A 22,254-nucleotide genomic window follows, 5' to 3' on the forward strand; every position below is an offset into this window, starting at 1 on the left:
CGATCGCGCCGAGCGGCTCGGCGCTGGGGTTTCGGTCACCTTAGTACATGTGACCGACGGTCACAGATTCGGTGGCCCGCCGTTCGGGCCGGGCGCAGGCTCAACCCACGGTGACCATGTCCCACTCGCCGATCGACGCCGAAAGCCGCTGGAGATGACTGTCGGCGTCGCCCAGGGTGTGCCCGATCGCGGTGAGCCGGCTGACGTAGTGCGCCACCGGATACTCGGCCGTCATTCCGATGCCGCCGTGCATCTGGATCGACTCCTGCCCGATGTGCCTGCCCGAACGGCAGATCTGCAGTTTGGCGCGGGAGGCGATGACGGGGTCCACGCGGCCCTCCGCGAGCGCCGCCGTCGCGTAGACGCTGAGGCTGGTCGCCAACTCGAGCGAGACGTACATGTCGGCGGCGCGGTGGGTCAGCGCCTGGAAGGTCGCCAGCGGAACGCCGAACTGCTTGCGGGTCTTCAGATATCCGGTGGTCATCTCCAGCGACGCCCGCATGGCTCCGACCGCCTCCGCGCACAGGGCGGTCTGGGCGAGCACCTCCACCTCGGCGATGACGGCGGTGGCGTCGCCGGAACCGAGGCGGGTGGCCGGCGCACCGTCGAATTCGATCTGTGCGCCACGGCGGCGGTCGTGGGTGCGGTAGCCTGTGCGCTTCAGGCCCTCGGCCGTCCCGTCCACCAGGTAGAGACCCACCTGGCCGGCCTCATCGCGGGCCGAGACCACCAGGGTGTCGGCGCAGTCGCCCGCGGCGACCAGCGACTTGGTGCCCGTCAACCGGCCGTCGGCGAAGGACGTGGCGATCGCGAACGCCGGCCAGCGATCACCGTTCTCGTGGTGGGCGAAGGCGCAGAGCTGCTCGCCCGACGAGAGGCCGCCGATGAGTTCGGCTCGGGTCTCGGGGTCGGCGGTGCGGGTCACCAGCAGTCCGGGTACCACGACGGCGTCGAGGAACGGTTCGGGTGCGATCGTCGCGCCGAACTCGCCCATCACCGGTGCGAGTTCCTCGGGTCCGGCGCCGGTGCCGCCGTCGGCCTCGTCGAATACCAGACCCAGGATGCCGATCTCGGCGAGCGCCGACCACACGTCGCGGCTCCAGCCCAGTTCGGTGTCGGTGACCGCGCGCAGGTTCTCGATGTCGCCGTATTTTCTGCCCAGTACGTCGCGGACGGTGTCGCGCAACAGGACCTGTTCCTCAGAGAGTTCGAATTCCATTGTCTTCCTTGTGAAGTGGTATCGGAGTCGGGGTGTCTGCGCGATCAGAGGCCGAGTACGGCCTTGTCGATGATCTGCCGCTGGACCTCCGAGGACCCGCCGTAGATCGTCACCTTCCGGTGGTTGAGATACGCCGGGACGGTCAGCTGGGCCCAGTCGGGGCTCAGGATCTCCGCGGGGTCGCCCTCCGCGGCGGAGTCGATCGCCGACACCGGAAGCGAGTCGGGTCCGGCGATGTCGGCGAGCAGTTCGGTGGCGTCCTGCTGCAGCTGGGAGCCGCGGAGCTTCAGCAGCGACGACGCCGGATTCGGCTTCCCGTCGGCCGATCCGGCGACCACCCGGAGCTGGGTGATCTCCAGCGCCAGCAGCTCGTTCTCCAGGTTCGCGAGCCGCGCGGCGAAGAGCGGATCGTCCAGCAGCGTGCCGGCGGCGGTGCGAGTCCGGGCGGCGAGCTTCTTGGCCCTGGCGACCTTGGTCTTGGTCCATCCGACGCGGGCGATGCCCGACCGCTCGTTGCCGAGGAGGAACTTCGCGATCGTCCAGCCGAGGTTCTCCTCGCCGACCAGGTTCTCCGCCGGGACGCGGACGTCGGAGAAGAAGACCTCGTTGACCTCGTAGCTGCCGTCGATCAACTGGATCGGCCGGATCTCGACACCGGGCGTGTCCATGGGGAAGAGGAAGAAGCTGATGCCCGCCTGCTTCTTCACGTCCGGGTCGGTCCGGGCCAGAGCGAAGATCCAGTCGGCGTACTGCCCCAGCGTGGTCCACGTCTTCTGTCCGTTGATGACGTAGTGGTCGCCGTCCCGGACCGCGCGGGTCTTCAGCGATGCGAGGTCGGAGCCGGCCTCGGGTTCGGAGAAGCCCTGACACCACCAGATGTCGAGGTTCGCGGTGGCGGGCAGGAACTTCTCCTTCTGCTCCTGCGACCCGAACTGCGCGATGACCGGGCCCACCATGCCCGCGTTGAAGGGGAGCAGGTCGGGCACGAAGTTGAGAGACATCTCCTCGCGCCAGATGTGATGCTGGATGGGCGTCCAGTCCCGACCGCCCCACTCCACCGGCCAGTGCGGCACGGCGTAGCCCGCCTTGTTCAGAATCCGGGTGGTGGTGACGATGTCTTCGGGGTAGTTCAGCGCACCGGCCTCACATCTCTGGCGGATCTCGGCGGGGATCTCGGTGGTGAAGTAGTGGTGGAGTTCTCGGCGGAAGGCTTCTTCCTCGGGAGTGAATTGCAGCTGCATCTCTGTAGTCTTACCCGCTCGGCCGGGTCGGGAGAAGGGCTCGCGCGAGTTGACTCGGGCGGGGGCCGGAGGCGGGCGGCCTCGGCTAGCGTGATCGGCATGAAACACGTTCACTCATTCGCCGACGACTGCCTCGGTGACCTCGACGCGGTCGGGCTGGCCGCGTCCATCGCCTCCGGAGCGATTTCGGCCGCCGAGGCGGCGCGTGCCGCGCTCGCCCGGATCGACGCGGTGGAGCCGCGACTGTCGGCGGTGGCCGTCGACGATCGGGAACGCGCGTTGGCGCGGGCGGAGGCCGACGACTTCACCGGCGTGTTCGCCGGTGTGCCCTCGCTGATCAAGAACAACACCGATTTCGCAGGGATCCCGACGCTCCACGGTTCGGCGGCGGTGGCGAACGTCCCCGCGCGCGCGGACGAGGCCGTGACGCGTGAGCTCGTCGGCACGGGGCTGAACATCCTCGGTGCATCGACGATGCCGGCCTTCGGTCTCACCGCGACCACCGAGTTCGCCGATCGGCCGCCGACCCGCAATCCGTGGGACACCGACTACTCCTGCGGTGCGTCGTCGGGCGGTGCCGCGGCGCTGGTCGCGGCGGGGGCGGTGCCGATCGCGCACGCCAACGACGGCGGCGGCTCCATCCGCATCCCCGCGGCGGCGTGTGGGCTGGTCGGTCTCAAACCCACGCGGGGGCGGGTGGCGCAGGCCAAGCAGATGCACGGCCTGCCGATCGACCTGGTGAGCAACGGCGTCGTCACGCGGTCGGTTCGCGACACCGCGCACTACTACGCGGATCTGGAACGGCAGCGGGAGGTCGCCTCGCTGCCGCCGATCGGCCTGGTCGAAGGTCCGGGCCGGGCGCGGCTCCGCGTCGCACTGATCAACACGCCTCTGACCGGCCGGCTCCTGGACGACGACACCGATCGCGAGCTGGCGGCGACCGTCGAACTGCTCGAATCGCTCGGGCACCGCGTGGAATCGGTTCCGATGCCCGTCGACCGCTCGTACATCGCCCAGTTCACCGACTACTGGGCGCTGCTGGCGTTCGGCATCGATCGCATGGGCGGCAGGTTGGTGGGCAAGGGATTCGACCGCTCGCGACTGGACCCGTTCACCAAGGGGTTGTCGGCGGCCTTCCTCAAGCACTTCTACCGCCTGCCGGCGTCGGTGATGGGGCTCAAGCGGGCGACGGCGAGATTCCGCAGCGCGTTCGAGGGGTACGACGTCATCCTCTCGCCGACGCTCGCGCACGCCGTGCCGGAGATCGGCTACCTGGCGCCGGACGGCGACTTCGACGAGATCTTCGCCCGGCTCGTCGACTACGTCGCCTTCACCCCCGCGAACAACAGCAGCGGCACCCCGGCCATCACGCTGCCGCTCGGCCGGAGTGCGAACGGTCTGCCGCTCGGGATGCACTTCTCGGCCGACCTCGGAGGCGAGCGCACACTGCTCGAACTCGCCTTCGAACTCGAGGCCGCCCGGCCGTTCGCCCGCATCCAGGACTGATCCACCGGGCGTCTCCGCCCATGTCTCCGCCCACGCCGAACGCGGCCCACGCCGAACGCGGCCCACGCCGAACGCACTGTGCCCCGCCCTTGCGGACGGGGCACAGTGCGTATCGGGGGTCAGTGAGCGAGTGCGCCTTCGGCGCCCACTCCGGTGAGCGAACGGACCTCCATCTCGGCGTTGCGGCCGGGCCGGCCGCGGTCGGGCGACGTCAGCGTCCCGACGATGCCGAGCACGAAGGCCAGCGGGATCGACACGATGCCGGGATTCGACAGCGGGAACCAGGCGAAGTCGGCTCCGGGGATCATCGCCTTGGCGCCGCCGGAGACGGCGGGGGAGAAGACGATCAGGACGATGCACGAGATCAGGCCGCCGTACATGCTCCACAGTGCGCCGCGGGTGTTGAACCGCTTCCAGTAGAGCGAGTACACGATGGTCGGCAGGTTCGCCGACGCCGCGACCGCGAACGCCAGCGCGACGAGGAAGGCGATGTTCTGACCGTTGGCGAGGATGCCGAGGATGATGCTGACCACGCCGAGCACCACGATGCAGCGACGCGAGACTCGCACCTGATCGTCCTCGGATGCCTTGCCGCGCTTGATGACCGACGCGTAGATGTCATGGGCGAACGATGCCGAGGCGGTGATCGCGAGCCCGGCCACCACGGCCAGGATGGTCGCGAACGCGACGGCGGAGATCACACCCAGCAGCACCGTTCCGCCGAGTTCGAGGGCCAGCAGCGGAGCGGCGGCGTTCTCCTTGCCCGCGGCGGACAGGATCCGGTCCGGGCCCACGAGCGCGGCGGCGCCGTAGCCGAGGATCAACGTGAACAGGTAGAAGGCGCCGATGAGGGAGATCGCCCAGACCACCGAGCGGCGGGCCTCCTTGGCGGTCGGAACGGTGTAGAAGCGCATCAGCACGTGCGGCAGACCGGCGGTGCCGAGAACGAGGGCCAGGCCCAGCGACAGGAAGTTGACCTTCGACATCGTCGATCCGCCGTACTGGGCACCGGGCGCGAGGACGTCGCGCGAGGCGACGGCCTTGTCCGCCGAATCGCCCATGGCGTTCTGCGCCTGACCGAGGATCTCCGAGACGTTGAAACCGAACTTGCCCAAGACCAGGAAGGTCATCACCGCGGCACCCGCGATCAACAGGACCGCCTTGATGATCTGCACCCAGGTGGTGCCCTTCATGCCGCCGATCAGCACGTAGGCGATCATCAGCACGCCGACGACGGCGATGACGATGGACTGTCCGGTGCGGTCGTGGATGTCCAGGAGCAGTGCGACCAGGCCGCCGGCTCCCGCCATCTGCGCGAGCAGATAGAACAGCGACACCACCAGGGTCGAGAGTGCGGCGGCCATGCGGACCGGCCGCTCTTTGAGCCGGAAGCTCAGCACGTCGGCCATCGTGAACCGGCCGGTGTTGCGCAGCAGTTCGGCCACCAGCAGCAGCGCGACGAGCCAGGCCACCAGGAAGCCGATGGAGTACAGGAATCCGTCGTAGCCGTAGACGGCGATCGCGCCGGCGATGCCGAGGAAGCTGGCGGCCGAGAGGTAGTCGCCCGAGATGGCGATGCCGTTCTGCGGGCCGGAGAACCCGCCGCCGGCGGTGAAGAACTCGGAGGCCGAGGCGTTCTTCCGGTTGGCGCGGATGACGACGATCATGGTCACCGCGACGAATGCGACGAAGATCGAGATGTTGATGGCCGGGTTGCCGACGGTCTCGGCGGCGAGCACGTGGTTCATCGCTGCGCCTTTCCGGCCGTCGAGTAGGTGCCGTCCGCGAAGTTCTCGCGGATGGCCTCCGACTGCGGATCCAGATCGCGGTTGGCGAACCGGACGTACAGGAATGTGATGCCGAACGTGGTGACGAACTGCAGCAGTCCGAGGATGAGGCCCACGTTGATGTTGCCCCAGACCGGGGTGGCCATGAAGTCGTGCGCGAAGGCTCCGAGGATGACGTAGCCCGCGTACCAGAGGAGGAAGAAGGCGGTCATCGGGAAGACGAAGCGGCGCAGCGCGGTGCGCAACCTCTGGAACTCTGGGCTGGCCTGCGCGACGAGGAACTCGTCCTGGGAAGGACTGACGTCCTTCGGCGCGGCATGATCGGTGACGGTCACGATCACTCCTTTGCTGGTGTGCTGCGGGGATGTAGCTGCACAAAGCATGAGTGAGACGACAGTCACGGGTAATGTCGTCTGTGACCTGAGCGACGAGCCATGGCGGCCGTGCGGTGAACGGTCGCCGCCGCCCGATGAACGGTAGCGGTCAGTCCTGCGCCGACGGGGTCCGTTCCACCCCGAGCCCGAGCCGTTCGGGCACGTGCATCCGAGCGAAGGCCGCGCCGGTGACCGCCGGGATCCGCGACCTGGTGGCCAGGCTGACGAGGACCATCGTGGCGAAGGTCAGGGGAACGGTGACCGCCGCGGGGAACCCGGCGATCACCGACAGCCAGCCGGCGCCCGCACCCTCGTCGATCGCCCCGGTCACCGCTACTCCGACCGCCAGCGCGGACGTGGTCGCGCCCACACAGAGTCCGGCGATCGCACCGGCGGCGGTGAGTCCGCGCCACCAGATTCCCAGCACCAGCAGTGGGCACAGCGTGGACGCCGAGACCGCGAAGACCAGGCCCACCGACCGTGACAACTCCAGTGTCCCGGCGTTGAGGGCGATCACGATCGGCACCGCCCCGCCGAGCAGAGCGCAGATGCGGAAGCTGCGGACTCCCGGGGGCATCAGGTCGGTCGACATCACGCCGGCGATGCTGACCAGCAGTCCGGACGAGGTGGCGAGGAAGGCGGCCATGGCGCCGGCGGCCACGAGCGCCGACAGCCCGATCGCCCAGGCCCCGTGCAGCGCGGAGGCGGGCAGCAGCAGGACGGCGGCGTCGGCGGTGCCGGTCGCCAAGACCTGCGGGACCCACGCGCGGGCGAGTGCGCCGAGGACGGTCGGGAAGAGGTAGAAGACCGCCAGCGCCGCGATCACGTTCAACGCCGTCCGCCGCGCCGCACGGCCGTCGGGATTGGTGTAGAACCGCACGAGCACGTGCGGCAAGCCCATCGCGCCCAGGAAGGTCGCCACGATCAGCGAGAGCACCTGATAGAGCGGATGGCCCCCGCCCAGGCCGCCGCCCGATTCCATCCAGGCCGACCCGGTCTGCGGCGCGTTCGCCACCACCGGGGTCGCGGCGCCCTCGGCGAGGTCGATGACCGCGCCGCGATCGAGACGGTGCGTGCCCGCGCTCAACGGCTGGTCGACGACCGCGACGCGGTCCACGTCGCCGGTCGCCCGAACGCCCGCCGGGTCGGTCACCGTCACCTCCACCGGGGTGTCGACCCGGACGGTGGTGTCCGCGGACACCCGCGGTGGCAGCGGATCGCCGAGGCGCTGCGGGCTGTTCAGAAACACCGCGGCCAGCACCAGCGCGGGGATCGCGACGGCGGTGAGCTTGAGCCAGTACTGGATCGCCTGCGCGAAGGTCACCGATCGCATGCCAGCGCCGACCACGTTCACGATCACCAGCAGTCCGGTCGCGGTGACCCCGACCCACGGCGGCACGTGCAGCAGGATGTTCAGGGTCAGCCCGGCGCCCTGCAACTGCGGCACCAGGTACAGCACGCAGATCACGATCACCACGACCATCGCGGCCTTGCGCGCCCGAGTCGAGGCCAGCCGGAACTCGGCGAAGTCGGGCACGGTGTACGCGCCCGACCGGCGCAGCGGAGCGGCGGCGAAGAGCAGCAACGAGAGGTAGCCGGCGGTGAATCCGATGGGATACCAGAGCGCGTCGGCACCGTACTTGGCGACCAATCCGGCCACGCCGAGGAACGACGCCGCCGACAGGTACTCGCCGGCGATCGCCGCGGCGTTCCATCCCGCGCCGATGCTGCGCGAGGCGACCAGGAAGTCGGACGTCGACCGCGAGCCGCGTCCGCCGTAGGCGCCGACCGCGACGGTGCCGAGGGCCGCGAGTAGGACGGCGGCCACCGTCAGTGCCGCGACGTGCTCGGTTATCATCGCGTACCGCCGCCCGGGTCGTCGCCGCTGTCGGAGTCGGCGTCCACCAGCCGGACGAAGTCGCGTTCGGCCTGCTCGGCCAGCCGGATGTACAGGCGACCCGCCAGATACAGGAGCGGAAGGGGCAGCAGGCCGAGGATCAGCCAGTTCAGGCGCAGACCGAAGACCGTCGCGTCGGCGAACGGTTCGACGGTCGCGCCGATCAGCGGGATGGCGACGAAGATCGCGAGGACGGCCACGCCGAGCCGCAGCGCCAGCGCCAACTGGGCGCGGACCAGTCCGCGGACCAGATGCTCGCCGACGCCGGTCTGCTCGGCCACCTGCACTCGGGTGCGGACCATGCGCGCGCCTCGCCGCTCGGACAGGACGACGCGTTCGCGCTGTGGGGCCGGTTCACGGGCGGAGTCGGGCGCCACGGATCAGCCGTCCCGCCCGGAACGGAAGGTCCGCATCGGGTCACGGACCAATCGGTCCTTCAACTCGCGCACCTGCCTGCGGCTCACCGGCAGTTCCACCGCGGGCGAGGCGCCGTTGGCCCGGACCCGGACCATGGTCGACGCCCCGGTGGACCGCAGGCCGGTCACCATTGGCAGCGCCACCAGGTACGAACGGTGAACGCGTGCGAAACCTGCTCCTCCCCAGCGTGATTCGAGGGTCGAGAGAGTGACTCGGACGAGGTACGCGCCGGTGTCGGTGTGCAGTCGGGCGTAGTCGCCGACCGCCTCGATCCACGAGATGGAGTCGCGCTGCACCAGCGAGGTGATCCCGCCCGACTCCACCGGAATCACATCGTCGGCGGGTTCGTCCGGCTCCTCGGTCCGGACCGGACCCTCGCCGCCGGCGAGGGAGGCGAGGATGCGGCCCACCGCTTGATCGAGCCGTTCGGCTCGCAGTGGTTTGAGCAGATAGTCGACGGCACCGACGTCGAAGGCCTCGACCGCGCGGTCGTCATGCGCGGTGACGAAGACGATCGGCGGCGGCGCCGAGTAGTTGGCCAGGACCGCCGCCAGCTCCATGCCCGAGAGTCCCGGCATGGAGATGTCGAGGAACACCGCGTCGATCCGGCGCTCGGCGAGTTCGCGCAGCGCCTGGGTCGCGTCGGACGCCTTGTGCACCGCCGACACCGCGTCGTGACGGTTCAGCAGGTAGGTCAGTTCGTCGAGGGCGGGGATCTCGTCGTCCACGGCGAGCACGGTGAGGTCGGTCATCGGCTGCTCTCCTCCCGTCCGTCAAACCGTAGCGCGGCGGCCGGGCCTCCGGCGTGGATGCCCGCGGCGAACTTCGGGATGCGCATGCTGACTTTGGTTCCCGCTCCCACCGCCGTCTCGACGACCAGGCCGTAGTCGTTGCCGAACGCCGCGCGCAGCCGCTGGTCGACGTTCGTCAGTCCGACGTGTGCGCCGTCGGACTCTCGCGGTCCGGCCGGGTCGAGCGCGTCGATCGCACCCGTGCGCAGCAGTTCCGGATCCATGCCGACGCCGTCGTCCTCCACGCTCAGCAGACAGTCGGGTCCCGCGTTGCGCGCGACGATCGAGATGGTTCCGTCCCGGCGCCCGGCGAGGCCGTGCCGCACGGCGTTCTCCACCAGCGGCTGCAGTGCGAGAAAGGGCACGACGACGCCGAGGACCTCGGGTGCCACCTGAACCTTCACCGTCAGCCCGGGCCCGAAACGCGCTCGTTCGAGCGTGAGGTAGCGGTCGATGTTGCGGAGTTCGTCGGCCAGTACCGTGTACTCGCCCGCGGCGCGGAAGGAGTAGCGCGTGAAGTCGGCGAAGTCGAGGATCAGCTCGCGTGCGCGGTCGGGATCGGTGCGGACGAAGGATGCGATCGTGTTCAGTGCGTTGTAGATGAAATGCGGGCTGATCTGTGCGCGGAGGGCGAGGACCTCGGCGCGATCCAGTCGCGCGCGGGAGGCGTCGAGCTCGGCGAGCTGCAGTTGGCTGGCCGCATAGCGTGCGACCTCGGTGATGGCGCCGATACGGCCGGGGCCGGGCTCGGTCACCGATGCCACGACCAGTGCGCCGATGCCGATGCCGTCGGCCATCAGCGGCGCGGCCAGGAGACTGCGCAGGGGACCGACGCCGTCCGCGGGATCTCGCTGCACGCAGTGGCGGCCGTTCGCGAGCGTGTCGGCGGCCAGCGCGGCGGCCGCCGAGCGCATCGGCGGGGTCCACAGCTGTTCGTCGCCGTCGAAGGTCAGGAGCGATCCCTCGGCGTCGTAGAGCGCGAGTCCGTCGGCGCCGGTGAGCGCCCGCAACGGGCCGGCCGCCTCTGCCGCCGACTCGGCGGTGAGACCGCGGCGGAGCGGCCGGGCGGCCAGCGCCGCCGTGTGCAGGGTGTCGTGCACGGCGCGCTCGTGGGGTGTGCTCACCACTCGGCGCGTGCGCAGTGCGACGACGATCAGGACCGTCGCCAGCGCGACGCCGAGAACGGCGATCGCGATCAACTCACCCGACATGCGCAATCACGAATCGACGCTAGCAAGCGTGTCTCGCGGTCGACGCCGGATCGCCGGGCCGCAGGCGGATTCACCGGGCGTTCGCCTCCGGTACGCCGGATCGACTCGGGCGGGCACCCGCTCGTCGAATGGAGTTCGGTTCGAGGCCGACAGCCGTTCATATGCGACTGTTGGCATACCTTTCATGGCTCAGAACCTGGAGAAGAAGAAGGCCCGCAGGGCGGGCGCACTCGCGGCAGCAGCTCTCGGACTCACCGGAGTGCTCGGCGCGTGCTCGGTCGGCGTCGACGGCGACAAGGCCGCAGACGTCGACATCTCGCGCGCGGCCACCGGCGACATCACGGTGCACGGCGGTGCCCGGCGGCTGGCGGAGGATCAGACGCAGGCGATCGCCGATTCGATTCAGAAGTCGGGAGCCAAGAACGTCATCCTGATCATCGGTGACGGCACCGCGAATCAGGAACTGACCCTGGCTCGCAACTACCAGTGGGGTGCGGCCGGCGCGATCCCCGCTATCGACGAGCTTCCGCTGAGCGGTGACTACACCACGTACTCGTTGAACAAGGACACCCACAAGCCCGATTACACGACCGACTCGGCGGCCTCCGGCACGGCGTGGTCGACGGGGACGAAGACGTACAACGGCGCTGTCGGCGTCGACGTGAACGGGGTGCCGCAACGCACGATCCTGGAGATCGCCCGCGCCAACGGCCTGCGCACCGGAGACGTCACGACCACCGAACTGCAGGATGCGACGCCGGCCGTACAGGTGGCGCACGTGACTCAGCGCAAGTGCTACGGACCGAAGGAGACCACCGAGAAGTGCCCGGAGAACGCGCTTGAGAACGGCGGCGCGGGATCGATCACCGAACAGCTCCTGGCGGCCCGCCCCGACGTCACGTTCGGCGGCGGGTGGGCCACCTTCGCGCAGACGGCCACGGCGGGCCGATACCAGGGGAAGACGCTCGAGGCGCAGGCCAAGGAGCGCGGCTATCAGATCGTCCGCTCGGCGGACGAGATGCACGATGTGACCGTAGCGGACCAGGACAAGCCGGTGCTCGGTGTCTTCGCCGACGGCAACCTGCCGCGCATCTGGGACAAGGCGACCGCCGTCAAGGACGGCATCGAGCAGCCGCCGGTCCGGTGCGCGCCCAATCCCGCGTTCACCTCGGCCACGCCCAAGCTCGGAGACATGACTCAGAAGGCGATCGACCTGCTGAAGAACGACAAGGGGTTCTTCCTGCAGGTGGAGTCCGGGTCGGTCGACAAGGCCAACCACGACGCCGATCCGTGCGGTCAGATCGGCGAGACGGTGCAGTTGTCGGATGCGGTGAGCAAGGCGCTCGACTTCGCGAAGAAGGACAAGAACACGCTGGTGATCGTCACCGGCGACCATGCGCACACCAGCCAGGTGGTGGAACCGCATCCGGAGCTGCCGATGCCCGGACTCACCCGGCTGCTGACCGGTCGCGACGGCGACCCGATCGCGGTCAACTACGGGACCTCGCTCGAGCCGGGGGAGGAGCAGCACACCGGCGGGCAGGTCCGGATCGCGGCGTACGGTCCGGGTGCGGCCAACGTCGTCGGCCTCAGCGATCAGACCGATCCGTTCTTCTACATCACCGACCAGCTGGGACTCGACCGCACCAAGAGGTAGCGGCCCGGGACGTGGTTGGTGACCTGCTTATACGCGCCGAAGCGGCGGCCGTCGAGCTCCGGGGCCAGACCTTGCACTCTCACCATGCGAGTGCTAAAACGGAGTCTGGCACTCACGGAGTGTGAGTGCCAGGTCGGAACGGTGAGATCGGTCCAACAGACACCCCGGTCGTCCGTCGCGGGCATCGAGTCCGGCCCAGAAGACTTAGTGTCACCCCCTACCGGAGGATCACTTACCAATGGCAAAGCAGATTGCTTTCGACGAAGAGGCCCGTCGCGGACTCGAGCGCGGCCTGAACAGCCTCGCCGACACCGTCAAGGTCACCCTTGGACCGAAGGGTCGCAACGTCGTCCTGGAGAAGAAGTGGGGCGCCCCCACCATCACCAACGACGGTGTCTCGATCGCCAAGGAGATCGAACTCGAGGACCCGTACGAGAAGATCGGCGCTGAGCTGGTCAAGGAAGTCGCGAAGAAGACGGACGACATCGCCGGCGACGGCACCACCACCGCCACCGTTCTGGCACAGGCGCTGGTCCGCGAGGGTCTGCGCAACGTCGCGGCCGGCGCGAACCCGCTCGGCCTCAAGCGCGGCATCGAGAAGGCCGTCGCGGCCGTCACCGAGTCGCTGCTGAAGTCGGCCAAGGAGGTCGAGACCAAGGAGCAGATCGCTGCCACCGCGGGCATCTCCGCCGGCGACCAGTCGATCGGCGACCTGATCGCCGAGGCGATGGACAAGGTCGGCAACGAGGGTGTCATCACCGTCGAAGAGGCTCAGACCTTCGGTCTGCAGCTGGAGCTCACCGAGGGCATGCGCTTCGACAAGGGCTACATCTCGGGCTACTTCGTCACCGACGCCGACCGCCAGGAGGCCGTCCTCGAGGATCCGTACATCCTGCTCGTCTCGAGCAAGGTGTCGACCATCAAGGACCTCCTGCCGCTGCTGGAGAAGGTCATTCAGTCGGGTAAGCCGCTGGTGATCATCGCCGAGGACGTCGAGGGCGAGGCTCTCTCGACCCTGATCGTCAACAAGCTCAAGGGCACCTTCAAGTCCGTCGCCGTCAAGGCCCCGGGCTTCGGTGACCGCCGCAAGGCCATGCTGGCCGACATCGCCATCCTCACCGGTGGCGAGGTCATCAGCGAAGAGGTCGGCCTGTCGCTGGAGAGCGCCGGCCTGGAGCTGCTGGGCACCGCCCGCAAGGTCGTCGTCACCAAGGACGAGACCACCATCGTCGACGGTGCCGGCGATGCCGACGCCATCTCGGGTCGCGTCGCACAGATCCGCGGCGAGATCGAGAACAGCGACAGCGACTACGACCGTGAGAAGCTGCAGGAGCGTCTGGCCAAGCTGGCCGGCGGTGTCGCAGTCATCAAGGCCGGCGCTGCCACCGAGGTGGAGCTCAAGGAGCGCAAGCACCGCATCGAGGACGCCGTCCGCAACGCGAAGGCTGCCGTCGAAGAGGGCATCGTCGCCGGCGGCGGCGTGGCCCTGCTGCAGTCGGAGCCTGCCATCGACGGTCTCGCTCTCGAGGGCGACGAGGCCACCGGCGCCAACATCGTGAAGGTCGCTCTGGAGGCTCCGGCCAAGCAGATCGCCGTCAACGCAGGCCTCGAGCCGGGCGTCGTCGCGGACAAGGTCCGCAACTCGCCGCTCGGCACCGGCCTGAACGCGTCGACCAACACCTACGAGGACCTGCTCGCCGCGGGCATCAACGACCCGGTCAAGGTCACCCGCTCGGCGCTGCAGAACGCGGCTTCGATCGCCGGTCTGTTCCTCACCACCGAGGCCGTCGTCGCCGACAAGCCCGAGAAGGCCGCTCCGGCCATGCCGGGTGCCGACGAGATGGGCGGCATGGGCTTCTGATCTGATTCAGAATCCCCTGCGATTCCACGCAGAACGAAGGCCGGTCACCCGAAGGGGTGGCCGGCCTTCGGCGTCGCGGGGTCAGCTCCGGTTCAACAGGCCGAGCATCGAGTAGGCGGCGACCTTGGCGCCGAAGGGGATGGCCGACAGGTCCACCAGGTAGTTCGGGTTGTGCGGAGCGAACGGGAACGGCTCGCCCTGCGCCTGGGCCGCCGCGAAGGTCTCATGGTTCGCGATGCCGACCAGGAGGTAGTTGAACGGCATCTCCGGGTACGGGCCCTTCAGCAGCTGGACGTCCTCCGAACCGGTGGCTCGCGGCATGTCGGTGACGATCTGCTGGTCGCCGAGGACCGCCGCGAGCGTTCGGGCCATGCGTTCGGACAACTCGAGGTCGTTCACCAGCGGACTCGACCCGCCCTTCAGGGTGATCTCCGGCAGCTTGTCCTCGGGCATCCCGTACGTCCTGGCGATCCCGTCGGCGACCGACTCGACCGCTGACAGCATGATCTCCCGGACCGCGGGGTCGTACCAGCGCAGATTCGCCTTGAGCAGGGCCTGTGTGGGGATCACGTTGTTGTCGGAGCCGGCGTGGACGGCGCCGACGGTGAGCACGGCGGTCTGCTGCGGATCGATCATCCGCGACACGATGGTCTGGAACTCCACGATGGCCATCGCGGCCATCAGCACCGGGTCCTTCGCCTTCTGCGGCATGGAGCCGTGGCCTCCGACACCGTGGAAGAGGATGTCGAGCTGATCGGTGCCCGCGAGCCGCGGACCCGGAGACGAGACGACCACCCCCACCGGGGCGGGCGCGGTGTGCATGCCGATGAACACGTCCGGTTTGGGGATGAAGTTGTACAGACCGTCGTCCACCATCGCCTTGGCTCCGGTGATCGGCTCCTCTGCGGGTTGACCGATCAGGACCAGGGTCCCGGACCAGCGGTCCTTGAGTTCGATCAGTGCGTGCGCCATCCCCAGCATCCAGGTGACGTGCGCGTCGTGGCCGCAGACGTGGGCCACCGGCACCTCGGTGCCGTCCTCGCGCGTGACCCGCTTCTCACTCGCGTACTCGACGCCCGTCTCCTCCTGCACCGCCAGTGCGTCCATGTCGGCGCGGTACATCACCACCGGACCGTCGCCGTTGCGGTAGATGGCGGCCACCCCCGTGGTACCGATCCCGGTCGTGATGTCGAAGCCGAGGTTCTGCAGGGCCAGCTCGATGATGCGGGCGGTCCGGACTTCGGCGAATCCGAGTTCGGGATCGCGGTGGATGTCCTTGAACGTCTCCACCAGCCGGTCGGTGTCGGCGTCGATGATCCGGTCCACGTCGGCGACGAGGTCTGCGGGGAGGGAATCGGTCAGCGGCTCGCCGTCGTGGGCGTCTGGGAGAGTGCTCACATCCGCCATGTTAGACAGCGTGCCGAGCCTCGGCTGAGCATAATGAGACTTCATGACCGACCAGCAGACCCGGGTCCCCGGCGCCCCCAGTCCGTTCCCCGTGCTCCCCAATCTGCGTGATCTCGGCGGATGGGTCGGAGTCGACGGGCGGCCGGTCCGCCACGGAATGCTGTTCCGGTCCACCGATTTCCGGACCATCGTTCACGACTCCTCGGCGGTCGCCGAGATCGCCGCGACTCTCGGCCTCCGCACCGTCTACGATCTGCGGTCGGCCGGCGAGACCGAAGCGATGCCGGACCCGGTGTGGGCCGACGTCGCCGAAGTGCACCTGGACGTCCTGGCCGATGCGCAGACCGCCGTACCCGCCAACCTGGCGACCGTCCTGACCGATCCGGCGGGTGTCGCCGAGATCAATCGGGTGCTCGAGAGCGGCGGCGCCATCTCGACGATGGCGGGCACGTATCGCCAGATGATCACCCTCGACAGCGCGAAGACCGGTTACCGCCGCTTCTACGAGGGGCTCCTCGGCGAGGACCGATCGCCGGCCTTGTTCCACTGCACCACCGGCAAGGACCGCACCGGCTGGGCCTCGGCGTCCTTCCTGTCGCTGATGGGCGTCGCCCGCGACGACGTCTTCAGCGACTATCTGCTCACCAACGACCGTCTGGTTCCGGCCCTGGCCCCGGTGTTCGAGAAGTTCACGGCTGCGGGCGGCGACGCGGATGCGCTGAGGCAGGTCCTGGGTGTGCGGCCGGAGTATCTCGCGGCGGCGTTCGACGAGGTGGATCGGGTTCACGGCGGCATGGAGGCGTATTTCGCCGAGGCTCTCGGAATCGACTCCGCCGCGCAGTCCGAACTGCGAGAGCGGTTCCTCGAGGCCTGAGGCTGTGAGATCGCCGGAGCCGGACTCGCCGCGGGCCGCGATGGTTCGGTGCGCGGCCGACCTCATCGCCCGCCACGGAGTCGCGGGTACCTCGATCGGCGACGTACTGGCAGCTGCCGACGCCGCCCGCGGATCGGTCTACTACCACTTTCCGGGCGGTCGCGCTCAGCTGATGGCCGAGGCCGTCTACTTCGCGGGCGAGGTACTCGGGGCGGAGCTGAATCGCGCCCGTAGGCGGCCGCTTCCCGACGCGGTGGCCGCCGTCGCCGGCATCTGGCGCCGGAGGCTGATCGAAACCGACTTCGAGGTCGGCTGCCCGGTGGCGGCGGGTGCGCAGGCACGCGAGCGCGACCCCGAGGCGGCCCAGGCCGGCGAAGAGGTCTTTCTGCAGTGGACGCATCTGCTGGCGGCCCGGTTCCGTGAGGAGGGCTTCGACGACCGGCGCGCGGACGAACTCGCCGATGCGGTCCTGTCGGGCATCGAAGGCGCGGTGGTTCTGTGCCGAGCGCGGCGCAGCGTCGAGCCGCTCGACCGCGTCGTGCTCACGCTGAACGAGCTGGTTCGACGCCCCGTTCCCGAAACCGTGACCGATGCGGAACCGCGCTGAGGAGAGTGAAGATTCCGGCGGCGGCCGGGTCCATCGTCACCGGCTGGGGTAGGTTCTGTCCATGGCTGTCTCTGCATCAACAGAATTCGACCTCAAGGCCCCGCTCGCGCTGGTGATGGAGGTGCTGCTCGACGTCGAGTCCCTGCCGGAGTGGTCGGGCCCGCACAAGTCGGCGAAGATCCTCACCGAGGACGCCGACGGGCGGCCCGCTCGCGTGGAGGTCTCGGTGAGTGCGGTCGGCATGACCGACAACCAGACCCTCGACTACTCCTGGACCGACAACACCTGCACCTGGGATCTGGTCGAGAGCGATCAGCTCAGCGAGCAGCACGGCGTCTACACGCTCACCGAGAACGGCGATACGACGCACGTGAAGTTCGACCTCACCGTCGACCTGAAGATCAAGCTCCCCGGACTCATCGTCAAGCGAGCCCAGAAGATGGCGGTCGACACCGCCAAGAAGGGACTCACCGAGGAGGTCAAGCGCCGCAGCTGAGCGCGACTCGGACTCGAGACGCTCACAGTAGACGCGAACTTCGACGACAGAACCCCCGTCCCGGACGGGGGTTCTGTCGTCTCGCGTCGCGCCTGCGGGTGGGGCGACCACGGCCCGATGCCACGGCAGGAATCAGTCCGGTCACGATCGGCTGTGAGGAACCTGGAATCGCGAAACTCGCGAGTAGGGTGGCGGCTGCATCGTGCGCCGGTGAGCGGCCGCACAGTCGCGTCTTGTTGAGAGGGACAGTCATGCGAATCGGGTCGTTGTTCTTTCGTGTCGTGTTCGGGATCGCCGCCGTCGCCGCGGCGTTCGGACTGACGTCGTTGCTGGGCGGTGGTCACGCCGCGGCGTCGACCAACTGCACCGCGAACGACAACCAGCGCGTCGAGCGCGCCAACGGCCAGAGTCATTGCATCGCGAACGCCGGTCCGGGCAGCCGCGCCTCGGCGCAGGACACCACAAACAACGGTGCGGCGCTCGCCGTCGCGACGACCGGAGGGACGGCGACGGCGCAGAACAACGGCGTCAATTCGTCGGCGCTCGCGAGCGGCATCCACCGGGGCAACGGTTACGCGTACACGATGGGCCCGTACTCCACGTCGGTGGCGCAGGGCCGCAGCGGCGGTACCACGGTCGCGGTGTCCGGAGCGGCGGGCGGAGCGTTCGCCACCGGCGACGGCGTCGCGTGCCTGGGCAGCATGGCCGCCACCTACGACACGACCACCGGCCGGGGCTGCTTCCGGTGGGGCGAATTGTACGTGCACTGAGACGAAGTCGGCCGATCCGGCTTATGCTTCGCGAATGACGGTAGTGCGGATCGGTTCCTTCACTCTCCCTTCCTCTCTGCTCAGGCCCGCGCGGGCGGATGATCCGTCGGCGGCGCGGCCGTGACCGCCTCGACGGACTCCCGGCCGGGACCGGTGCGCCGTCTGCAGGCCCTCTGGGGCGGACTGTCGGCGCGCGACCGCCTGTCACTCGGCGGTATGACCGCGGTGGTGGTGCTCCTGCACGTGGTGGGCATCGGCATGCTCGTGGGGCTGGTGGCGCCCGAGCACTTCCAACTCGGGGGTGCCCACACCGAGTTCACCGTCGGCGTGGGCATGCTGGCGTACACCTTCGGCCTCCGGCACGCCTTCGACGCCGATCACATCGCCGCGGTCGACAACGCCACCCGGAAACTGCTGGCGGACGACGCCGATCGCCGGGCCGACGGACTGCCTGCCCGGCCGAAGCCCCTCTCGGTCGGGTTCTGGTTCTCGCTGGGGCACTCGACCATCGTCTTCGGGCTGACGGTCCTGCTGGCGGTGGGCGTTCGGGCACTCGCCGGGCAGATCGAGGACGATTCGTCGACCCTGCATTCGATCACCGGTGTGATCGGGGCGTCGGTGTCGGGGGTGTTCCTGTGGATCCTCGGGGCGGCCAACCTCGTGGTGCTCATCGGCATCGTCAGGGTCTTTCGCGAGATGCGGCGCGGTGAGTTCGACGAGGAGGTACTGGAGGAGCAGCTCAACAAGCGCGGCTTCATGAACCGACTGCTCGGCGGGCTGGCGAAGTCGGTGCGCAAGCCGTGGCACATCTATCCCGTCGGCGTGCTGTTCGGTCTCGGCTTCGACACCGCCACCGAGGTGGGCCTGCTGGTGCTCGCGGGCGGTGCGGCGGCGTTCTACCTGCCGTTCTACGCGATCCTCGTGCTGCCGATCCTGTTCGCCGCCGGGATGTGCCTGATGGACACCGCTGACGGGGTGTTCATGAACGCGGCATACGGCTGGGCCTTCGCACGGCCGGTGCGGAAGGTCTACTACAACATCACGATCACCTCGATCTCCGTGGCGGCGGCTCTCGGGATCGGCACGGTGGAATTGGCCGGGGTGCTCGCCGACGAGACTCACGTCGAGTCCGGGCCGCTGGCGTGGGTCGCCGGAATCGACTTGGACTACGCGGGATTCGTGATCGTCGGGGTGTTCGTCGCCGCATGGGCCGCGGCACTGGCGATCTGGCATTTCGGCGATATCGAGAACCGCTGGAAGCAGGAGGTCCGCAGTGAGTGACGTCGAGACGCGGACGGACGCTCCGGCCGAACCTTTCGGGTCGCCGCGCGACGCGGCGGCCACCGCACTCAACGGGATCGGTCAGATCTACTTCCAGCCGAACGTGTGGTGCGGTCTGCTGATCCTGGCGGGATTCGCGGTCGCGGACTGGGGAATGGCGCTGCTGGGCGTCATCGGGCTGGCGGCTTCGACCGCCGCGGGGGTCGCCCTGCGCGACCGCTTCCCCGGGTCGCCCGACGGTTCGGCGCTGCGCGCCGGAATGCACGGCTTCTGCGGGATTCTCGTGGGTGCGGCGGCCTTCACCATGCTCGGAGCGGGCTGGGCCGGTGTGATCGCCACGGTGGTCGGCGGATTGCTGTGCGGTCCGATCACCGTCGCCTTCGTCGCGCTGTTCGCCGCCCGCGGATTCGCGCAGTTCGCGCTGCCCGCGACGACGGCGCCGTTCTGCCTGGTGGCCGAGGCCGTCCACTACGCCACCGAGCCGCTGCAGGAGCCCGCGGGCGCGCTGGCGGAGATCGACGGCAACCGCTTCGAGGTCGCCGTGCACGCGATCCTCAGCGGGATCTCGCAGGTGGTTCTGATCGACGATCCGATCTCCGGTCTGCTGATCCTCGTCGGCCTGACCGTCGCGGGCTGGCGGGTGGGTCTGGCGGCGCTCCTGGGCAGCGCGCTGGCCGCCGGTTTCGCCGTCGCGATCGGATCCTCGCCGCTGCGCGACTATCACGGACTCGACGGCTACTCGTCGGTGCTGGTCGCGATCGCGATGGCGTGCGTGTTCCTCTCTGGACGGTGGATGCCGTGGGTGATGGCGGTGATCGGAGCACTGCTGGCGGTCTTGCTCGAGCGGCTCATGCTCGGAACCCAGGTGCCGCTCTTCACGTGGCCGTACGTCCTGATCACCTGGATCCTGCTGGTGATCGTCCGCTTCGTGCCGGGTGTGCACCGCGCGCCGGGCTGACTCCGACACGCTGCTGGTGCCGGAGCCGCCGAACCGGGCTAATCTGACGGACGTGGATGGAATCACCGGCGACAGCAACCCCGTTCAGCACGTGGGACCCGACCTCAGCCTGGTCTCCGGGCGCGAGGCTCTGCAGCACCTCGTGGACCTGCGGAACACCGCCGGGTTCGCCGTCGTCGACGATGACGACGACGATCCCATCCTGCTGACGCTCCCGACCCGGAACGTGGTGGACACCTGGCGCGAGGACTACCCGTACGACGAGCGGATGAGCCGCCGCGAGTACGAGGTCACCAAACGTCGTCTGCAGATCGAACTGCTGAAGCTGCAGAAGTGGACCAAGCAGACCGGGCAGCGGCATCTGCTCGTTTTCGAGGGGCGCGACGCGGCGGGCAAGGGCGGCACCATCAAGCGGTTCAACGAGCACCTCAATCCCCGCGGTGCCAGGACCGTCGCCCTGGAGAAGCCCACCGAGCGCGAAGCCACCGAGTGGTATTTCCAGCGGTACGTCCAGCATCTGCCCGCAGCCGGAGAGATGGTCTTCTTCGACCGCTCCTGGTACAACCGGGCCGGCGTGGAGCGGGTGATGAACTTCTGCACCGACGCGCAGTACACGCAGTTCATGCAGCAGGCGCCCGCGTTCGAGAAGATGCTGGTCGACGATGGCATCCACCTGGTGAAGTTCTGGTTCTCGGTGACGCCGCTGGAACAGCGGACCCGGTTCGCGATCCGGCAGATCGACCCGGTGCGCCAGTGGAAGCTCTCGCCGATGGATCTGGCGTCGCTCGATCGCTGGGACTCGTACACCGAGGCCAAGGAGCAGATGTTCGCCGACACCGACACCGATTTCGCGCCATGGACCGTCGTGAAGAGCAACGACAAGAAGCGGGCCCGCATCAACGCCATGCGGTACGTGCTGAGTCTGCACGAGTACGACGGCAAGGACGAGGCGCTGGTGGGAGTCCCCGATCCGGCGATCGTGGGCCGCGCGCGCGATGTGATCGGTGAATGACCCCGGCCTCGTCGGCTTGGCAGTCCGCCGCGATCACCCGGTAGCCTCGGCACCGTGCGAAGCGTAGTTTCCGGCCTGTTCACCGTGGTCGCGATGATCTGCATGATCGTCGCGGTGCCGAGCATGTGGCTGTCACAGAGAGTCGTGTCGTCGGACGGGTTCACCTCTTCGGCGGCGGAAGCCGCGCACAGCTCCGAAGTGCAGGACTACTTCGCCCAGAAGGTCGCGGCGTCGGTGGAGGAGAACACCGGATCCAAGGTCGCGAGCGACCTGGTACTGCCCGCCGCGAAGAACTACGCGCGCAGCGACGGCTTCGTCGAGGACTTCTCCGAGGTCGCGAGGCAGCAGCACAGTTGGCTCTTCACCGCTCCGGCACCGGACGCCGACCTGCACATGATGGAACTCGACATCAGTCCGATGATCAATCGGGTGATCGCGTCGGCCCCCATCCCGGTGCCCGTGTCCATCGGTCATCCGGTGATCGTGACGATCGATCAGAGCCAGATCACGGCGGGGTCGCTCGAAGACAGCGGAAAGATCATCGACGTCGTGTCGTGGGTGACGGTGATTGGCGCCGTGATCGCGGCGGTCATCGCACTGCTCGTGGCCAACCGCCGCAGCACCGTCCTCGCGTGGCTCGGCGTCGGTGCGGTCCTGGCGGGCGTGGCCGGCTGGGGGCTGGCGGCATTCACCAAGCACATCGTGAGCGAGCGGCTGGCCGACACCGAGCAGGCCGCGCGCTCCACCATCGAGGTGGTGGTCGGGGTGATCGCCGATCACCTCACGACGGTGTCGTTGTTCGTCGGGGTCGCCGGCGCGGTGGTGGCGGTCGTGGGCGTCATCGCGCGCGTCGCGGCGGGACGACGCTACGCGTAGCGGTACCGGGGT

The 22,254-nt window shown here is 68.7% G+C and carries 20 protein-coding genes; 11 read left to right on the top strand and 9 right to left on the bottom strand.

Going from position 1 to position 22,254, the window contains the following annotated elements:
• Positions 1–100: 100 nt before the first annotated feature.
• Positions 101–1,219, bottom strand: coding sequence for an acyl-CoA dehydrogenase family protein (locus P5P27_RS00910; RefSeq protein ID WP_278125967.1), 1,119 nt, complete (start codon positions 1,217–1,219; stop codon positions 101–103).
• 44 nt (positions 1,220–1,263) lie between these two features.
• Positions 1,264–2,460, bottom strand: coding sequence for an acyl-CoA dehydrogenase family protein (locus tag P5P27_RS00915; RefSeq protein WP_006896958.1), 1,197 nt, complete (start codon positions 2,458–2,460; stop codon positions 1,264–1,266).
• A 99-nt stretch (positions 2,461–2,559) separates the two neighbouring features.
• Between P5P27_RS00915 and P5P27_RS00920 the strand changes: the two genes are divergently transcribed.
• On the top strand, positions 2,560–3,966 hold the full coding sequence (locus tag P5P27_RS00920; protein ID WP_278125969.1) for an amidase: 1,407 nt from the start codon (positions 2,560–2,562) through the stop codon (positions 3,964–3,966).
• Between the two features lie 119 nt (positions 3,967–4,085).
• Here P5P27_RS00920 and P5P27_RS00925 read toward each other — a convergent pair whose 3' ends face one another.
• The 6 genes from P5P27_RS00925 to P5P27_RS00950 form a co-directional block, all read right to left on the bottom strand.
• Positions 4,086–5,714 carry a solute symporter family protein gene (locus tag P5P27_RS00925; protein ID WP_006896956.1) on the bottom strand — a complete coding sequence of 543 codons (1,629 nt, stop codon included), beginning with the start codon at positions 5,712–5,714 and terminating at the stop codon, positions 4,086–4,088.
• Positions 5,711–6,088 carry a DUF485 domain-containing protein gene (locus P5P27_RS00930; RefSeq protein WP_006896955.1) on the bottom strand — a complete coding sequence of 126 codons (378 nt, stop codon included), beginning with the start codon at positions 6,086–6,088 and terminating at the stop codon, positions 5,711–5,713. Before P5P27_RS00930 ends, P5P27_RS00925 begins: the two co-directional genes overlap by 4 nt.
• Before the next feature lie 148 nt (positions 6,089–6,236).
• The gene (locus P5P27_RS00935; RefSeq protein ID WP_278125970.1) at positions 6,237–7,985 is read right to left on the bottom strand and encodes a sodium/solute symporter; all 1,749 of its coding nucleotides are present in this window, start codon (positions 7,983–7,985) and stop codon (positions 6,237–6,239) included.
• Positions 7,982–8,326 carry a hypothetical protein gene (locus tag P5P27_RS00940; RefSeq protein WP_169317719.1) on the bottom strand — a complete coding sequence of 115 codons (345 nt, stop codon included), beginning with the start codon at positions 8,324–8,326 and terminating at the stop codon, positions 7,982–7,984. Before P5P27_RS00940 ends, P5P27_RS00935 begins: the two co-directional genes overlap by 4 nt.
• A 78-nt stretch (positions 8,327–8,404) precedes the next feature.
• Complete coding sequence (locus P5P27_RS00945) at positions 8,405–9,193, bottom strand: LytR/AlgR family response regulator transcription factor (RefSeq protein ID WP_006896952.1); 789 nt, start codon at positions 9,191–9,193, stop codon at positions 8,405–8,407.
• Entirely contained in the window at positions 9,190–10,443 is a 1,254-nt protein-coding gene (locus tag P5P27_RS00950; RefSeq protein WP_278125972.1) for a sensor histidine kinase, read from the bottom strand. The genes P5P27_RS00945 and P5P27_RS00950 overlap by 4 nt, the downstream gene beginning before the upstream one ends.
• Before the next feature lie 184 nt (positions 10,444–10,627).
• On the opposite strand from P5P27_RS00950, the gene phoA reads away from it, so the two are divergent.
• Both phoA and groL read left to right on the top strand, forming a co-directional pair.
• The gene (gene phoA / locus P5P27_RS00955; RefSeq protein WP_062366214.1) at positions 10,628–12,100 is read left to right on the top strand and encodes an alkaline phosphatase; all 1,473 of its coding nucleotides are present in this window, start codon (positions 10,628–10,630) and stop codon (positions 12,098–12,100) included.
• Positions 12,101–12,338: 238 nt separating this feature from the next.
• A complete protein-coding gene (gene groL / locus P5P27_RS00960) occupies positions 12,339–13,961 on the top strand; it encodes a chaperonin GroEL (RefSeq protein ID WP_006896949.1) in 1,623 nt (540 codons plus the stop codon).
• Positions 13,962–14,042: 81 nt separating this feature from the next.
• Here groL and P5P27_RS00965 read toward each other — a convergent pair whose 3' ends face one another.
• Positions 14,043–15,368, bottom strand: coding sequence for an amidohydrolase (locus tag P5P27_RS00965; RefSeq protein ID WP_278125974.1), 1,326 nt, complete (start codon positions 15,366–15,368; stop codon positions 14,043–14,045).
• 43 nt (positions 15,369–15,411) lie between these two features.
• On the opposite strand from P5P27_RS00965, the gene P5P27_RS00970 reads away from it, so the two are divergent.
• From P5P27_RS00970 to P5P27_RS01005, 8 genes are all read left to right on the top strand, one after another.
• Positions 15,412–16,242, top strand: a complete 831-nt coding sequence (locus P5P27_RS00970) for a tyrosine-protein phosphatase (RefSeq protein ID WP_278125976.1) — start codon at positions 15,412–15,414, stop codon at positions 16,240–16,242.
• 4 nt (positions 16,243–16,246) lie between these two features.
• On the top strand, positions 16,247–16,849 hold the full coding sequence (locus P5P27_RS00975) for a TetR/AcrR family transcriptional regulator (RefSeq protein ID WP_341337452.1): 603 nt from the start codon (positions 16,247–16,249) through the stop codon (positions 16,847–16,849).
• A 61-nt stretch (positions 16,850–16,910) separates the two neighbouring features.
• Positions 16,911–17,345, top strand: coding sequence for an SRPBCC family protein (locus P5P27_RS00980; RefSeq protein ID WP_006896945.1), 435 nt, complete (start codon positions 16,911–16,913; stop codon positions 17,343–17,345).
• Between the two features lie 251 nt (positions 17,346–17,596).
• On the top strand, positions 17,597–18,115 hold the full coding sequence (locus P5P27_RS00985; protein ID WP_006896944.1) for a DUF6764 family protein: 519 nt from the start codon (positions 17,597–17,599) through the stop codon (positions 18,113–18,115).
• Between the two features lie 120 nt (positions 18,116–18,235).
• On the top strand, positions 18,236–19,396 hold the full coding sequence (gene nicT, locus P5P27_RS00990) for a Nickel transporter NicT (protein ID WP_411815731.1): 1,161 nt from the start codon (positions 18,236–18,238) through the stop codon (positions 19,394–19,396).
• Positions 19,389–20,354, top strand: a complete 966-nt coding sequence (locus P5P27_RS00995) for an urea transporter (protein ID WP_006896941.1) — start codon at positions 19,389–19,391, stop codon at positions 20,352–20,354. The genes nicT and P5P27_RS00995 overlap by 8 nt, the downstream gene beginning before the upstream one ends.
• Before the next feature lie 61 nt (positions 20,355–20,415).
• Positions 20,416–21,366, top strand: a complete 951-nt coding sequence (gene ppk2 / locus P5P27_RS01000) for a polyphosphate kinase 2 (protein WP_278127399.1) — start codon at positions 20,416–20,418, stop codon at positions 21,364–21,366.
• A gap of 54 nt (positions 21,367–21,420) precedes the next feature.
• Positions 21,421–22,242: a hypothetical protein gene (locus P5P27_RS01005; RefSeq protein WP_062366216.1), complete on the top strand. Its 822-nt coding sequence runs from the start codon at positions 21,421–21,423 to the stop codon at positions 22,240–22,242.
• Positions 22,243–22,254: the final 12 nt, after the last annotated feature.

The organism is Gordonia sihwensis (assembly GCF_029632925.1).
Taxonomy (GTDB): Bacteria; Actinomycetota; Actinomycetes; order Mycobacteriales; family Mycobacteriaceae; genus Gordonia; species Gordonia sihwensis.